The following is a 16519-nucleotide window of genomic DNA, read 5'->3' on the forward strand; positions in this document are numbered from 1 at the left end:
AGTAACGTGGAATAAAATCACTGAATAGTGTTTTTTTAGTGATTATGGCTATGTGAACACTATATTTTTATTAAAAATAAATTTGAGTTACGAATCGTATCAATTTAATATAAGTAATTCCGACAGATAACTGCTATGCTTTGTTACGTAGTTGGAAATTATGTAGCTGAAATGTCGATAAATTCGTTTTTTATAAATTATTGATTTTAAATGTAATTTTTAATTGCTGTTAGTTTTTAGAATTGAATTAAGTAGGTTACCCATATTTTGAATGATGATGGTTATTGCCATGTCACAGGTTTAAAGTGTGTCAGCAGCTTGATAAATGAAAAGTAGGTGTGTTTATTGTTAGCCATCATTTTATTTGTTAACAATTGTTACAGGGACAGAACTAAAATGAGAATTTACTTGAAAGGTATCTAATTGTTAGCAAGGTTTATTGAGCAACCTAATCGTTATCTGACATAAAATAATAAAAAATTCCGGTAAAGGTGTTAATTTATCTCTTTATAAGGACTGCTAGCGGAAATTAGCTCATAAATTTAATAGAAATGTAGCAATAAAATAATTTTAAAACTAAAGTTAAGTTAATCTAAATTTATGAGATGACTCTATTTCTACATTCGGGCTTATAGAAAATAGCTAATTTTTAGCTTACACTAAGTTTTTTGGACATCATTATAATAGCGAAGAAAAGTGCTGGTAAGGTAACCATATGTTTTTAAAAAATAAATTTCATGTTGCATTTTTGCTTATAGCAGGTACAGCTCTTCTTTCAGGTTGTACATTTGGTTCAGACACATACAATACAGCAACACCGAATACCCCAAGTAAACAAACAGTCAATACGAGTACCACTCAGCCGGTAACACAATCGACTGTTGCTACCAATCCAGATCAGGTTGATAACTCTTATCCTGAATCTCAAAAAGTTTTAAACAGCGCAATTAACCGTACACCAGTTGCTTCTACAACTTATGGTGAAGCGGGTGCTGACCAGCAAACATTTGCTCATTTGAATACGTGTGTTAAAGAATTAAACGCGCTCAAAACACTATCACCAAAAGATTACAATCGCTTAGTAGGTTCATTTAAAGAAGTTAGCGAAATCAACCGTCTATATCGACAAGTTGAAGGGACTGCTAGCCCTGACACAATTGAACTCTTACAAATGGCAATAGAGTCTAAAACTAAAGTGTTGTGTGCAAAAGTTCGTTATAACTCAGTATTGTCTACCGAATCAACATTGAAGAAAATTAGTGGATTATGAGAATAAACCTTAGGCTTTGTGTGTCACTGGCACTTGTTACGACTTTTTTTAGTCATGCTCCAAAAGCAGAGCGCTTTAACAATGTAATTGATGATTTTGATACCTACCTTCAAATGGAAAAAGAAGGCAAAGTACAAGAGCAAAAACAACAATTGCCAGTTAATACACAAAACCAAGGTTATGATATCTTTTCTTCGCTATCTACCGTTCCTGCGCCAAAAGAGAAGCAAAAATCTGCGGCAGCGAATAAAGGAACTAAAGGCAAAACTACAGGGAAAAGTAAATCTGCTGCTACATCAACGAAGAAAGCAGATGTAGCGAAAGCAGACCCTGTAGAGCCAGAAAAAACGACTTTTCCTGAAGTGTGTGCGGTGGCGACAGAAAATGGCGTAGCGCCTATTTTATTGTCGTCTTACCCTTATTTTTTTCAAAGCAACCAATGGGATCCAGCTTATCTAGCAAAAGATTTTGCAAAGTATCAATTGGTTCTTGACCCACTCGGCTTATATTCATCTAAATTTGCTAAGCCAACAGGTATTAATACCTCTGCTTATCTTGAGCAACTGGCGCAATTAATTGAACGCCAGCAATTAACACATCTATATAAGTTTGGTATTGCTCAAGGAGTAGGCCAGCTTATTGCCTATAATCATTTACTCAATGATGACCAACTCGTTTCTGAACTTATCAATCATAATAAGAGTATTGCGCAATTAACGCAGACAATTACCGAGAAACAATTTGAGATTGATAAACTAAACGATGAAGTTCTGAAGAGTAAAGAGCATATAGCCCAGCTACAGGCGGTTGTAAATTCATCAGATGATCAGTCTTTAATTGACACATTAAAGGCTAAATTGGCGGATGCACAAAAAACAATTGAGCAAAAGCAAAATAGTCTTGAGCAATTAAGTCAAGAAAATCAGCAAACCCAAGAAACGATTGCCCAGCTTGAGAAACAATTAAATGAAAGTGTTGTTGAACAAGCTCAACTTAAACAGCAATTAGCAGATAAAGAACAACAATTTGCTACCGCAAATTTGAAAATTGAGCAATTAACCGCTGATATTGCAAAATTGGAGTCAGAGGCTAAAAATCAACTGCAACTTGTTGGTAATACTGATGAACAAATGAAGTCAGTGACAGCTCAACTTTTACAGCAAAAAGAGTTGTTAAAACAGAAAGAAAATGAATTAGCTACGGCTAAAAGTGAAAAAGATGATGTCCAATCTTCTTTGGTCGCTCAGCAAGAAAAAAGTAAATCATTAGAGTCACAAAACCAGCAACTACAAGCCCAGTTAGTCGAAAAAGAACAATTAGCGAAAAGCATTCAAACTTCTCTGGCGGAAAAAACTGAACAAGCTGAGCAAAAAGTTGCATTAGAAAATGCCTTAAAAGTTGCTCAAGAACAGCTGAATTCATATCAAAGTACGCAAAATACGTTAGAAAAACAGTTAGCTCAAAGTGAAAAACAGCAAGCTGAGTTGCAGGCGAAGCTCAACCAGCAAGAGCACGATTACGTTACGGCACAGGCGCAACTGAAACAAGCGAACGCAGATCTACAAAAGCTCCAAGGGGAGATGGAAAAACAGACCGCCTTGATGAGCCAAGCCAGCGACCAACAAGTTAAAGCGTTGACCGCGGATTTAAACAAACAACTCGCTTTGTTGAAGCAAAAAGAAGATGGGTTGAAGAAAGCTGAAACGGAGAGCCAAACCACCCGTGAGGCGCTCGCCAAACAGCAAGCGGATGCAAAAGCGTTAGCGGAGAAAAACCAGCAGCTTGCTGCCGAATTGCAACAAAAAGCGCAACAAGCGGAAAAAATTCAAGCGTCCTTAGCCGAGCAGACGGCGAAGGCTGCCGAGAAGGTGGCGTTAGAAGCCGAACTGGCTGAGGCGAAAAAACAGTTAGCCGAGCACCAAACGGCGCAAAATGCGTTGTCCAAACAGTTTGCGAACAGTGAAAAACAGCAAGCCGAGTTGCAGGCGAAACTCCGCCAACAAGAGCAAAATTACGTTACGGCACAGGCGCAACTGAAACAAGCGAACGCAGATCTACAAAAGCTCCAAGGGGAGATGGAAAAACAGACCGCCTTGATGAGCCAAGCCAGCGACCAACAAGTTAAAGCGTTGACGGCGGATTTAAACAAACAACTCGCTTTGCTGAAGCAAAAAGAAGACGGGTTGAAGAAAGCTGAAACGGAGAGCCAAACCACCCGTGAGGCGCTCGCCAAACAGCAAGCGGACGCAAAAGCGTTAGCGGAGAAAAACCAGCAGCTTGCTGCCGAATTGCAACAAAAAGCGCAACAAGCGGAAAAAATTCAAGCGTCCTTAGCCGAGCAGACGGCGAAGGCTGCCGAGAAGGTGGCGTTAGAAGCCGAGCTGGCTGAGGCGAAAAAACAGTTAGCCGAGCACCAAACGGCGCAAAATGCGTTGTCCAAACAGTTTGCGAACAGTGAAAAACAGCAAACTGAGTTGCAGGCGAAACTCCGCCAACAAGAGCACGATTACGTTACGGCACAGGCGCAACTGAAACAAGCGAACGCAGATCTACAAAAGCTCCAAGGGGAGATGGAAAAACAGACCACCTTGATGAGCCAAGCCAGCGACCAACAAGTTAAAGCGTTGACGGCGGATTTAAACAAACAACTCGCTTTGTTGAAGCAAAAAGAAGACGGGTTGAAGAAAGCTGAAACGGAGAGCCAAACCACCCGTGAGGCGCTCGCCAAACAGCAAGCGGAGGCAAAAGCCTTAGCCGAGAAAAACCAGCAGCTTGCTGCCGAATTGCAACAAAAAGCACAACAAGCGGAAAAAATTCAAGCGTCCTTAGCCGAGCAGACGGCGAAGGCTGCCGAGAAGGTGGCGTTAGAAGCCGAACTGGCTGAGGCGAAAAAACAGTTAGCCGAGCACCAAACGGCGCAAAATGCGTTGTCCAAACAGTTTGCGAACAGTGAAAAACAGCAAGCCGAGTTGCAGGCGAAGCTCAACCAGCAAGAGCAAAATTACGTTACGGCACAGGCGCAACTGAAACAAGCGAACGCAGATCTACAAAAGCTCCAAGGGGAGATGGAAAAACAGACCACCTTGATGAGCCAAGCCAGCGACCAACAAGTTAAAGCGTTGACGGCGGATTTAAACAAACAACTCGCTTTGTTGAAGCAAAAAGAAGACGGGTTGAAGAAAGCTGAAACGGAGAGCCAAACCACCCGTGAGGCGCTCGCCAAACAGCAAGCGGAGGCAAAAGCCTTAGCCGAGAAAAACCAGCAGCTTGCTGCCGAATTGCAACAAAAAGCACAACAAGCGGAAAAAATTCAAGCGTCCTTAGCCGAGCAGACGGCGAAGGCTGCCGAGAAGGTGGCGTTAGAAGCCGAACTGGCTGAGGCGAAAAAACAGTTAGCCGAGCACCAAACGGCGCAAAATGCGTTGTCCAAACAGTTTGCGAACAGTGAAAAACAGCAAGCCGAGTTGCAGGCGAAGCTCAACCAGCAAGAGCAAAATTACGTTACGGCACAGGTGCAACTGAAACAAGCGAACACGGATTTGCAGAAGCTGAAGAATGAAGTTGAAACAAAAACAGCTTTAATGAATCAAGCCAGTGACCAACAGATTAAAGCGCTGACGGCAGATTTAAACAAACAACTCGCTTTGCTGAAGCAAAAAGAAGACGGGTTGAAGAAAGCTGAAGCGGAAAGTAAAGTAACTCGTGAGGCGCTCGCCAAACAGCAAGCAGATGCAAAAGCGTTAGCGGAGAAAAACCAGCAGCTTGTTACGCAACTGAAACAGAAAGCGCAGCAAGCGGATAAGATCCAAGCATCTTTAGCAGAGCAAACTGCCAAATTGGCACAAAAAATTACGTTAGAGTCTGAATTAGCAATAGCAAAAAAACAGTTGGCTGAGCAGCAAACAGCACAGAATACTTTATCAAAACAATATGTTGAGAGCCAAAAGCAACAGCAACAATTGCAAGAAAACTTAAAACAAAACGAACAAAATTTTGTTAATGCTCAAAAACAATTGGAACAGGCTAATGCAGAACTGCTGAAATTACAAAAAGATGTTGAAAAACAAAAAGCGCTAGTAGGTCAAGCAAGTGACAAGCAAGTGACAAGCAAGTTAAAGCGTTAACTGCGGACTTAAATAAACAAGTTACATTATTGAAAGAAAAAGAAAGCGCTATTGCCAAGTTAGAATCTGAGAAAAAATCAATTAGTGACGCTCTTGCTGCCCAAGAAAGTGAGAAGAAAAAACTTGACCAGCAAAACCAGCAATTTACTAAGCAGACTAAGGCTCAAGAAGACAAAATCAGCAAACTTGAAAGTGATATTGCGGCTAAAACAAAGAAACAGTCTGAAATTGAGCAAAAACTGACAGACACGAATAAACTTCTTGGTGATTTAAAAGCGAACTCTCAAAAAGAGTTGGCATTAGCACAAGAAAAATTGAAAAAACTACAAACGGAATTGGATTCAAGTAAATCCATTTCGAGTGATGAAGCTTTAAAATCACAAATTATGGCGTTAAATCGACAGATAACTCAATTACAAAATGAAAATGATGCATTAAAAGCAAGAGGTGGTTCGAAATCGAGTACTGGTCTGGCTGGGCGAATTCCTCCTAGCAAAGATGCAAAAGTGATTGCCGCAGAAAATGCGAAGAAAAACCAAAAAATTATTGAGCAAATTACCGCTCAAAAATACAGTAAGCTCGATAGCAATACTTACTATAAAATCATTCAAGTTGGCTCACCGATAAAAGACGTGAAAAATAAAGACGTGACTTTTATTATGAGAGAGCAATTAACTGACGGTAAGGTTACGGTGTTGTATACCGATCAAAACCCTGTCACATTACCTTATAATCAGTTACCTGCACCATTAAACTCCTTTGTCGAACGAGCAGGGGAAGGGGGAATGGTTAAAGTCTATATTAAACCTGAAGGTGGGTATGGCGTTGAAGGCATACCAGGTGAGGTACCACCAAACTCCATGTCAATTATTGATTTAAAAATAATCAAAGCGAAATAGCATAGCTTTTATTTAAGGTTATCTTAAAGGTAATTTGTCACTGAAAGGCAAATTACCTTTTTTGTGATGTATCAATCTGAAAGAAGTATAAGAAGTATAAGAAGTATAAGAAGTATAAGAAGTATAAGAAGTGAATGTGAATATTTAAAGGAAGGATTTGATGTTTGCCTTTCTGCCAGATTATAGTGAAGTTTAAACTTCTATAACTGACAGGGCATGAGTTAGAGTCTTACTGAGCGGTTAAGCTGCTATTCTTGACCGACTCGGTGTGTAGCCAAACCGTTTTCGATAAGTTTGGGTGAAGTAAGATTGACTTGAAAAGCCTGCTTCCATAGAAACCTCTACAATACTCATTGTAGTATTAATTAACAACTGGTGTGCATACATAATACGTTTTTCACTGATCCATGCGCGTGGTGACGTTGCATAAACGGTATTGAACAGTTCTTTAAATGTTGTTAATCCCATACCAAAAGTACGTGCGAACTCACTTAATTTCCACTCTTTAAGATAATTATTTTCCATAAACATTTGTAGACGTTCTATTTGGCGACTACTTAGCTGTCTAAAATTAGATAGCAATAAAGCACCTTGTTCACTGTAGCTTAGTAATAACAGTAATTCACTTACTCGGAGTGAGAAAATGACGTCAGGGTATTCGTTATTAACAAATGTATTTAAGCTTGATTTGATTTCTTCAATGAGAGGGGATGAATTAAATTTAATAATATCAGAGGGTAAGCCTTCATTGCGGTCTATTTCGCTTAATTCAGTGCCATGGTTAGCGATGAAACTACGCAAAAAGTTATCATCCAAGGATATCCAAAGTAATTTGCAACTTGTTGTTTCAGTGAGCTGTAGTGAGTAAGCTCCCTGTTTGTGATATAAGATATCGCCTTCATTTAAAGATTGTGAGTTAGCTGGGGTTTCTAGTAACACAGAGCCTTGTTCTATGATTAAAAGCCCTTTAGTTTCTAAGTCAATAATGTTATGGGCCGCGTTACTATCAATGTTTATCTGTTTAATGAAGTGTCGATTTGGTGAGTTTATTGCTTGCATGACTATACCTTTTTAATCGTATTTAAATATAAATTCAAAATAAAATATTCAACTATTCCTATCTGGTGATATAAAGCATGGATGTTATTAGTATGATTGAAATTATATAAATCGATTAATTTTGTGTCACATTATAATTCTAAATATAAATAAATGTTTCTAAATATACTTTTTCCGATTTGTTTGTGTGAATTACTCGGTATTTTTTGTGTCATTGGTGGGGTAATTTAATTATTATACTTATAATTTTAATTAGTTTGGATTTTTAATCTGAATTGATAAAATTAGTCGTATGTTAATATGTTATCGTTTTTTACACCTAAACCGTGTTTTTTTTCTACTTTCTTCTTACTTATCATTTTTAGCATAGTAATATGAATTTTAGCTATGCTAATGATGATTCTAGATTTCGGCAAAACTATCATTTATTAATTTTATTAATGTAATTAATGGTTATTAATCTAAGTTATTTATTTTTTCAATCGATATGATTGATTTTGTTTGTTAAAATGTGAGGGGATTGCTGTTTATTTGTGACTTTAGTCTCATTTTTTAATTGATAGGTTTCTGTAATTGCTTTAATAGGTATTTTAAATATATATTTTTATAAATAGTTCCTTAGAGTTACTACTTGTTGTTCGCCATTTTTCAACATCTTTGTGCTTTATTATTTCTCCTCATGTTGTACTTTGCTTTAAATAGAGGACTAAGCTTGAGCTATAGGCTCACTAATTATGGCTCTTGTTTCTGAGTTGCTCGCTTGCTTACTTTAGCTGGTAAATCAGGGACTGGTTTACGATCATCAAGTAAATGACGTATAGCGAGAATTGGGTGATGGATTAACATCTTCGGGCCAGCCCAGCGCATAACTAGCTTCATCTGCTCTCTCATTTTGGGTTGGTAACAATGGATTGGACATTGTTTACATGCTGGTTTTTCTTCTCCATATCGGCATTTTTCTAATCTATTAACGGCATAGGAAAATAGTTTTTGATAAAAATCAGGTGATTCTGCTGGTGCTGGATAGGCTTTCTCATAGATTTTTATCATTTTTTCAATCGTTTTAATTTCACGGTGAATGCGTTTGCCAACCATAGAAACTTCTCTATAAAAACAAAACATATATTTAATATACAACTTATAACTGATTAATGATAATTTTTTTGTATTTTTATTGATGGGACTCAATAAAGTGGTGAGTTCTCGACGTAACAAAAGAGGGTAATAAAAAATTACCCTCTTATATTAGTGTGAAACAACACTAGCTAACGTTAAATGATCGATAAAATATCATTATCTTTTAGGATGTTAGCCCAGTTTTTGAATTTCATTATGTGTGAAAAACAACTAATACTATTATCGTGATAACTTATTGACTCGAGAGCATTATTTTTTGCATTTCATCTTTAAGATGTAATTTTTCTTTTTTTAGCTTAGCGACATGCTCATTGTAACCAGCACCAGAAGGCCCTTCTAATTTGCTGATTTCTTTGTCGAGTTGATGATGTTTTTCATAAAGAGTTTGAAAACGGGGATGTGTAGAGATTAATTTTGAAACTAAATCTTGATCTGCTGATAACATACTACCTCCTCAGAATATATTAAGCCTCAGTTTCAGTATAAACAGTGCATGCATTTTGTACATCCAAATAGCTTGTAATTTACATAATTTTTATTAGTTTTATGATCCTTCTACTAGAATTAAGTAGTATTACATGGTTTTTACCTGAGTTATCTATATTTTTGTAATTAAGAATCATCTATAGTGATAATTACGGTGTAAATGACTTAACATGGATAAAAGACTGGTTTTAAAAATTAGTTTTGTGTTCTTAAATAGGAATAAATAATGAAAAAAGCGATTTTATCTGTAATGGCGGCGGCACTAATTTCATCATGTGCAGTAGCAACGGAAGATTTGGAAAAGATCGCGCCATACCCAAAAGCAGAATCGGGTATGACTCGTCATGTGATTGAATTAACCAAGCAACAAAATGAAAATGACTTTATGGTTGAGTTAGTTATTGGAAAAACGATCAAAGCAGATTGTAACCGCCAATGGTTTATGGGTGACCTAGACAGAAAGACGTTGGAAGGTTGGGGCTATGATTATTATAAACTCGACGAAGTAAAAGGCCCTGCATCTACTATGATGGGATGCTCTGAGCCTGCAAAAGAACGTTTTGTGACGACTCAATTAGGCGATGATGCATTTGTGCGTTATAACAGCAAATTACCGATTGTGGTTTATGCTCCGAAAGATATGCAAGTAAAATATCGTATCTGGTCTACAGACGATAAATTAATTGATTCAGTTACAAAATAAATATTAATGAAAATGCCGCATTTAGCGGCATTCAGACTGCTGACAAACATATTATGTTTGGCGGTAAGTCTAATAGGTTTTGAAAATAAATCAGGAAAATCAATTTATTGATTTTCGGCTGATAACACAAAGCGGGAAAAACCACGCTTTTATCCCGCTTTGTCAACAACCTCAAATGCCGCATTTAGCGGCATTTTTTATAGAAACCAATTTAGCGAATAACGAAGACAGATGTTTTCGCATGGCGCACGATTGCAGAGGCTGTTGAACCTAATAAATAGGTTGAAGTGCTTGGGTGATGGGAGCCAACAACAATGAGATCTGCGCTAATTTCTTGCGCATAATCTAAGATTTCATCTTTAGCTGAACCAATACCAATTTTGCAGTTAATCCGTTCATCAGCAACTTTGATATCTTTAATGACTTCTTCTAACGCACGCATTGCAAGGATTGAGCGTTCCGCAGAATCTTTGTTGCTTTCTGGTAATGCGGCAATTTCAATACCAAAAAATAACTCAAGGCTCGGAATAACGGATAGAAAATGAATTTCAGCTGAGCTTAGTTGCGCTAGTGCCTCAACGTGTTTGATGATCTCTTGGTTTAATTCATCTTCTAACAAATCAATAGGGACTAGGATTTTTTTATACATAGCTACCTCATTTTCGTATTATTTAAAATTAATTACAAAAGGTTATCTACAATATACTATAAGTTAAATGAAAAGTAATAAATGCTATAACGTGCGCATTTATAGCGATAATCTAAAAATGACATAGCTTCTTCTTTGAAAAGAAAGAATAATTATTATCAACTCTCAGTGTTATTTACAAATCACACAGAGACTTTTAACAAAATATATGCGAAGATTGCGGTAATTTTCTTAACTAATTGATTTAAATGTATTATTTGAATGATAATTGTTTTGTTTTTCATTAAAGAACCCATTTTATGACTATGAATAATGCTTCAACACAGAAAAAAAGTGATTTTGAAATCCAACAAATAAAATTTAAAGCCGCAAAAAAAAGTACCTTAGTCAGTGTTGTCGTAAATATTTTCTTATCGATTTGGCAGATAATTGTTGGTATTTTTTCTCATTCTTCCGGGTTAGTCGCTGATGGTATTCATACATTATCGGATTTGGTCGCTGATTTTGTGGTGTTGATAGCCAACAAGAAAAGCCACAAGAAGCCAGATGAAGACCATCCATATGGTCATTTTCGTTATGAAAATGGCGCTTCATTAATATTAGGTATTATTTTATTAATTGTGGGCGTGGGAATGGTTTGGTCAGCGATTGAAAAATTACTGAAACCTGAGTTAATTCCTGAAGTTCACTCAATTGCATTGATTGTTGCACTGATTGCTTTAGTCGCAAAAGAGGGGCTGTTTCGCTATATGTTGCATGTCGCGAAAAAAGTAAACTCCAGTATGTTAGTGGCGAATGCATGGCATGCTCGTTCCGATGCGGCTTCCTCCCTAGTGGTGGCCATTGGTATTGTTGGTAGCTTGTGTGGGTTTAAAATTTTTGACCCACTGGCCGCGTTGATTGTAGGGACATTTGTTTTTCGGATGGGGTTTAAATTCACCAATCAATCCATGCAAGATTTAATGGATAAAGGCGCAGACGAAGAAACTTTGCAGGAAATCCGTTCTGTTTTGGATAATATTAGTGAGTTATCAGGATATCATGATTTAAAAACACGTAAATCGGGTGACTTTTTATTGGTGGATGTGCATTTAGAGCTTGATGGAAATATGAGTATTACTGTTGGCCATGAAATTGCGGTAAATGTGCGTAAAAAATTGATGGAAAACCCATTAATTTTGGATGTTATGACCCACCTTGACCCGTATGACAAAGACGCTAAGCATTAATCATACATTTATTTTATTTTTCGATAAAAACCGAGCTTTAAAGTGGCTCGGTTTTTTATTGCAAGCTATTATGTAAAATCAACACATTAATTATTGCACCAGATTGATAACAAGGCGAAAATTAATAAGCAGTTTCAAGATGGCACAATAAGGTATTTGTTTCAAAATATAGGGCAAATGTAGCAAACCCCACAAAATGCTCTCTATAGTGATTATTGAATGATTGAGGAAAAAATGCGGTTAACTCAAGAACAATGTCAGACATTTCGCGCCCCAAAGGTTATTGCCCTTACTAATCAAAATGGTATGAAGGTTATTCTCAGTAGCCTAGGAGCTAGTTGGGTTAGCTGTATACTTCCGCTAGCAACAGGAAAACGAGATGTTGTTTTAGGTTCACCCAATATGGCTAAACAAATGGAACAGGGGGTATACCTTGGTTCAATCGTTGGGCGAGTCGCTAACCGCATAAATAATTCACGATTCACGCTAAATGAACAGCATTATCAACTTTCGAATAACCAAGGTGTACATTGCTTGAATGGTGGAAAACACAGTTTTAGCCATCGCATATGGGGTATTTTTCAACCAACACCTCAAAAAGCTGTTTTTTCTTTGACGTCGCCTGTTGGTGATCAAGGCTTTCCGGGGCAGTTAGACGTTGAAGTGAGCTATGAACTCACAGAAGATAATCAAGTCGTTATTCACCATACTTATCAATCGACAGAAGCTTGCCCTGTTAATCTTGCGAATCACATCTACTTTAACTTAGCGGGGGAGGATTCGGTCAGAACGGCTTTGGAACATGATTTATATATTGATGCAGACCAATATTTGCCGACAGATATGGACGGTATCCCAACGGGAGAGTGGTATAACGTTGCAGATACAAATTTTGATTTTCGCCAAAGTAAACGGATTGGCCGAGATTTCTTACAAGATGATGACCAACGTCGAGTTGGGGGGTATGACCATACGTTTATATTAAACAATACATTAACCGATGGTCTGCAGACGGTGGCAACCCTCGGGGCACCAAGTGGTGATGTGCGGCTAAATATCGCAACCACGCAGCCTGCATTACATGTGTACAGTGGAAATAACCTGCTTGCAACGTCGGGGAAAACACGAACGTATGTCCCTTATTCAGGGGTAGTGATAGCAACTCAGTTTCCAGCAGATGCAATCAATCACCCTGAGTGGGGAGAACAATACAGTTCGATTGCATTTCCTCAACAAATGTACCAAAACCAAACGCGTTACCAATTTGTTTTCTAATACAATAGTGAATATTCAGCGCCTCTATATTAAGGCGCTGAATTACTCGCCAGTTAATGCTCGCCAGTTAATAATTTCCTTAGTCTTAAATAACGAATAGATCCATATATTCATTGACGGGCATTTTTTCTAGCATTGGCTTATCGAGAGAGGCTTTTAAAATTCGAATTTGTTGAGCCTCTGGGAATTGCCTTGCTAAATTAATTCTAAATTTATTTAATAACAATGGCATCCCTTCTTTACGGCGGCGTTTATGGCCAACAGGATATTCGATAACAACTTCATCAAGCACTTGCCCATCCTTCAATGTAATGGTTAACCCATTGCTAATCGAACGTTTTTCAGGGTCATGATAGTCTCGGGTAAACTGTGCATCTTCAGTGCAATGCATTTTTGCACGTAATGCATCAATACGCTCATCTTTGGCAATATTATCTTCATAATCAGCAGCCGTTAAACGACCAAAAATTAATGGGATAGCGACCATATATTGAATGCAATGGTCACGATCTGCCGGATTATGTAATGGGCCTTTTTTATCAATGATACGAATACAAGCTTCATGAGTGCGTATGGCAATAGACTCAATATCTTGAGCCGTTTTTCCTAATTTTTCGAGGGTTTGGTGGAGTTGTAACGCTGCCTCTACTGCTGTTTGGGAATGAAACTCAGCAGGGAAAGAAATCTTAAACAACACATTTTCCATAACATAGGAGCCATAAGGACGTTGAAAACACAGGGGTTGTCCATTAAATAAAACATCGTAGAAGCCCCAGGTTTTAGCCGTTAGCGCCGTTGGATAGCCCATTTCCCCTTTTTGAGCCATTAAAGCCAGCCGTACAGCACGGGAGGTGGCGTCACCTGCCGCCCATGACTTGCGAGACCCTGTATTGGGGCTATGGCGGTAGGTACGTAAGCTGTGGCCATCAATCCACGCTTGGGAAACAGCATTGAGAATTTGTTCTCTTTCCAGCCCCAATAGATGAGAAACAACCGCAGTTGATGCCACTTTGACTAAAATAACATGGTCGAGCCCGACTTGGTTAAAGGCATTTTCTAGTGCGATGCAGCCTTGAATTTCATGCGCTTTAATTAATGCGGTCAAAACATCTCTAATAACTAGCGGGGGCTTGCCTTTCGCAATGTTTTCACGAGAAAGCCAATCCGCAGTGGCTAAAATACCACCAAGGTTATCCGACGGGTGGCCCCATTCGGCAGCCAGCCAAGTGTCATTAAAGTCGAGCCAACGGCACATTGTGCCAAGATTAAATGCGCCTTGCACTGGGTCTAATTGAAATTGGGTGCCTGGGATTTTTGTGCCATTTGGCACAATCGTACCCGGAACGATAGGCCCTAATAATTTTTTACATGCAGGGTATTCAAGGGATTCCATACCGCAACCAAGGGTATCGAGCAGGCAATGATAAGCCGTATCATAGGCGAGGTCAGAAATAATTGGGTAATCCATTACATAATCAACAATATCGCTGATCACTTTATCAAATTCAATTTGTTGCGAACGCACGGTTTGTGTTGTCATTAGGTTACCTTTTAACGCTGTTCTATAGGAGTAAATAATTGATTTTCAGGACCAATATAGTTGGCTGAAGGACGAATAATTTTATTATCTTGTCGTTGCTCAATAATATGTGCTGACCAGCCAGCGGTACGTGCCATAACAAATAATGGGGTAAACATGGCGGTGGGAATGCCCATAAGGTGATAAGCCACAGCAGAAAACCAATCTAAATTTGGAAACATGTTTTTTTCACGTTTCATTACGGATTCAATTCGATCCGCAACGGTATAAAGATGTCGATTTAGGCTCTGTTCTGATAACTGTAAAGCGACAGACTTGATAATAGGGTGGCGGGGGTCTGCGAGGGTATAAACGGGGTGGCCAAACCCAATGATAACCTCACTATTTTTAACGCGCGCTGTAATATCTTGTTCTGCTTCCTCCATTGAGGCATAACGTTGCTGAATTTCTAATGAAACTTCATTTGCTCCCCCGTGTTTTGGGCCACGCAAAGCGGCAATTGCACCTGTCATCGCAGAGTAAAAATCCGTGCCTGTTCCCGCAATAACCCTTGCTGCGAATGTCGATGCGTTAAATTCATGTTCTGCGTATAAAATTGCCGCAATATGCATAAATTTTTCCCATTGAGCAGGGGGCTTTTTACCGTGTAATAGGTGCAAGAAATGCGCACCAATTGAATCATCATCAGTTTGGGTTTCAATACGTCTTCCATGGTGGCTAAAGTGATACCAATATAACAACATCGAACCCAGTGACGCTAATAAGCGATCAGCAATATCCCTAGCACCGGAAAAAGGGTGAGATTCTTTTTCTGGTAACACGCAGCCCATCATTGATACGCCTGTGCGCATGACGTCCATTGGGTGCGCGTTCGCGGGTATGGATTCTAACGTTTGTTTAACACTTGCCGGTAACCCCCGAAGAGATTGCAGCTTTTCTTTATATGCAACGAGTTCGGTTGCTGTCGGCAGCCTTTCATGGATGAGCAAATGCGCGATTTCTTCAAATTCACATTGTGTGGCTAAGTCGTGAATGTCAAACCCGCGATAATGCAGGTCATTACCATTACGCCCAACGGTACAAAGTGCGGTATTTCCGGCAGTAATACCTGAAAGTGCAACGGATTTTTTAGGTTTAAATTGAGGTGTTTCAGTACGACTAAGTTGTTCATTCATCATTTATTCCTTGTAGGGGACAGAGGCGATGCAACTTTTAGTAATGATAAGTGCTTAAAAATTAGGATTTATTCTTGGAAAATAACGCATCCAGTTTTTGTTCATAATCGTAATAATGAATACTTTGATACAGCTCTTCTCGAGTCTGCATAAGTGGAATGACACTTTTTTGAGTGCCCTCTTTGCGTAATGTTGTATAAACCTGTTCAGCGGCTTTATTCATGGCTCGAAACGCAGACAGTGGATACAGCGCAATGGCAATGTCAACACTGCGTAGTTCATCAAGAGTAAATAAAGGGGTTTGACCAAATTCAGTTAAATTGGCCAGTACGAGAGCTGAGGTATTACTTGTAAACTGTTGATACATAGAAAGCTCAGTAATTGCCTCTGGAAAAAGCATGTCCGCACCGGCTTCTAAGTAGGCTTGTGCACGTTCCAGTGCGGCATCAATGCCTTCGACCGCTAATGCATCGGTTCGAGCCATAATGACAAAGCTGTCATCGGTTCGTGCATCAACAGCCGCCTTGATGCGGTCGACCATCTCTTGTGTCGAAACAATTTCTTTATTAGGACGATGGCCACAACGTTTTGCACCCACTTGGTCTTCAATATGCAACCCTGCCGCACCGGCTTTACAAAAGGATTTCACCGTGCGGGCGACATTAAAAGCAGAAGGGCCAAAGCCAATATCGGCATCGACCATAAGTGGTAAGTCACATACATCAGTAATGCGTCGAATATCAATTAAAACATCATCTAACGTTGAAATACCTAAGTCCGGCATGCCCAGTGACCCCGCAGCGACGCCACCTCCAGATAAGTAAATAGCTTTATAGCCAGCTTGTTTTGCAAGGAGCGCGTGGTTGGCATTGATAGTTCCAACGAGCTGCAATGGAGATTCTTGCTTGATAGCCTCACGAAATTTTTGTCCTGCACTAAATGACGACATAATAGCCTCATATGATGTTAATTA

13 protein-coding genes are annotated in these 16519 nt (G+C 39.0%); 6 read left to right on the forward strand and 7 right to left on the reverse strand.

Going from position 1 to position 16519, the window contains the following annotated elements; genetic code table 11:
- Nucleotides 1-715 precede the first annotated feature (715 nt).
- Genes P3L40_RS07520 through P3L40_RS07530 form a run of 3 tightly spaced genes read left to right on the forward strand, consistent with a single transcriptional unit; the run spans nt 716 to nt 6293 of the window.
- Nucleotides 716-1270, forward strand: a complete 555-nt coding sequence (locus P3L40_RS07520) for a hypothetical protein (protein WP_094963002.1) — start codon at nt 716-718, stop codon at nt 1268-1270.
- A 20-nt stretch (nt 1271-1290) separates the two neighbouring features.
- Complete coding sequence (locus P3L40_RS07525; RefSeq protein WP_316928032.1) at nt 1291-5394, forward strand: hypothetical protein; 4104 nt, start codon at nt 1291-1293, stop codon at nt 5392-5394.
- Between the two features lie 29 nt (nt 5395-5423).
- Nucleotides 5424-6293 (forward strand): FKBP-type peptidyl-prolyl cis-trans isomerase, encoded by an 870-nt coding sequence (locus P3L40_RS07530; protein WP_272691971.1) that lies wholly within the window; start codon nt 5424-5426, stop codon nt 6291-6293.
- A gap of 240 nt (nt 6294-6533) precedes the next feature.
- Here P3L40_RS07530 and P3L40_RS07535 read toward each other — a convergent pair whose 3' ends face one another.
- From P3L40_RS07535 to P3L40_RS07545, 3 genes are all read right to left on the reverse strand, one after another.
- Complete coding sequence (locus P3L40_RS07535; protein ID WP_094962080.1) at nt 6534-7352, reverse strand: helix-turn-helix transcriptional regulator; 819 nt, start codon at nt 7350-7352, stop codon at nt 6534-6536.
- Nucleotides 7353-8084: 732 nt separating this feature from the next.
- Nucleotides 8085-8447, reverse strand: coding sequence for a nitrous oxide-stimulated promoter family protein (locus P3L40_RS07540; RefSeq protein WP_004261780.1), 363 nt, complete (start codon nt 8445-8447; stop codon nt 8085-8087).
- 274 nt (nt 8448-8721) lie between these two features.
- The gene (locus tag P3L40_RS07545) at nt 8722-8934 is read right to left on the reverse strand and encodes a DUF465 domain-containing protein (RefSeq protein ID WP_004261774.1); all 213 of its coding nucleotides are present in this window, start codon (nt 8932-8934) and stop codon (nt 8722-8724) included.
- Nucleotides 8935-9201: 267 nt separating this feature from the next.
- Here P3L40_RS07545 and eco point away from each other — a divergent pair, with 267 nt between their 5' ends.
- Nucleotides 9202-9678 carry a serine protease inhibitor ecotin gene (gene eco, locus P3L40_RS07550; protein ID WP_196731808.1) on the forward strand — a complete coding sequence of 159 codons (477 nt, stop codon included), beginning with the start codon at nt 9202-9204 and terminating at the stop codon, nt 9676-9678.
- 211 nt (nt 9679-9889) lie between these two features.
- Here eco and P3L40_RS07555 read toward each other — a convergent pair whose 3' ends face one another.
- Nucleotides 9890-10327, reverse strand: coding sequence for a universal stress protein (locus P3L40_RS07555; RefSeq protein WP_004261767.1), 438 nt, complete (start codon nt 10325-10327; stop codon nt 9890-9892).
- A gap of 299 nt (nt 10328-10626) precedes the next feature.
- Here P3L40_RS07555 and P3L40_RS07560 point away from each other — a divergent pair, with 299 nt between their 5' ends.
- Together P3L40_RS07560 and P3L40_RS07565 are read left to right on the forward strand one after the other, a co-directional pair.
- Nucleotides 10627-11556, forward strand: a complete 930-nt coding sequence (locus P3L40_RS07560) for a cation diffusion facilitator family transporter (protein ID WP_004261765.1) — start codon at nt 10627-10629, stop codon at nt 11554-11556.
- Nucleotides 11557-11790: 234 nt separating this feature from the next.
- Nucleotides 11791-12831, forward strand: a complete 1041-nt coding sequence (locus P3L40_RS07565; protein WP_210852233.1) for a galactose-1-epimerase — start codon at nt 11791-11793, stop codon at nt 12829-12831.
- A gap of 85 nt (nt 12832-12916) precedes the next feature.
- Here P3L40_RS07565 and P3L40_RS07570 read toward each other — a convergent pair whose 3' ends face one another.
- The 3 genes from P3L40_RS07570 to prpB form a co-directional block, all read right to left on the reverse strand.
- Nucleotides 12917-14371 carry a bifunctional 2-methylcitrate dehydratase/aconitate hydratase gene (locus P3L40_RS07570; protein WP_096863323.1) on the reverse strand — a complete coding sequence of 485 codons (1455 nt, stop codon included), beginning with the start codon at nt 14369-14371 and terminating at the stop codon, nt 12917-12919.
- Between the two features lie 11 nt (nt 14372-14382).
- Nucleotides 14383-15546 carry a 2-methylcitrate synthase gene (prpC, locus tag P3L40_RS07575; RefSeq protein WP_094962084.1) on the reverse strand — a complete coding sequence of 388 codons (1164 nt, stop codon included), beginning with the start codon at nt 15544-15546 and terminating at the stop codon, nt 14383-14385.
- 61 nt (nt 15547-15607) lie between these two features.
- Entirely contained in the window at nt 15608-16495 is an 888-nt protein-coding gene (gene prpB, locus P3L40_RS07580) for a methylisocitrate lyase (protein WP_210852235.1), read from the reverse strand.
- Nucleotides 16496-16519: the final 24 nt, after the last annotated feature.

This window comes from Providencia sp. PROV040 (assembly GCF_032706145.1).
Taxonomy (GTDB): Bacteria; Pseudomonadota; Gammaproteobacteria; order Enterobacterales; family Enterobacteriaceae; genus Providencia; species Providencia hangzhouensis.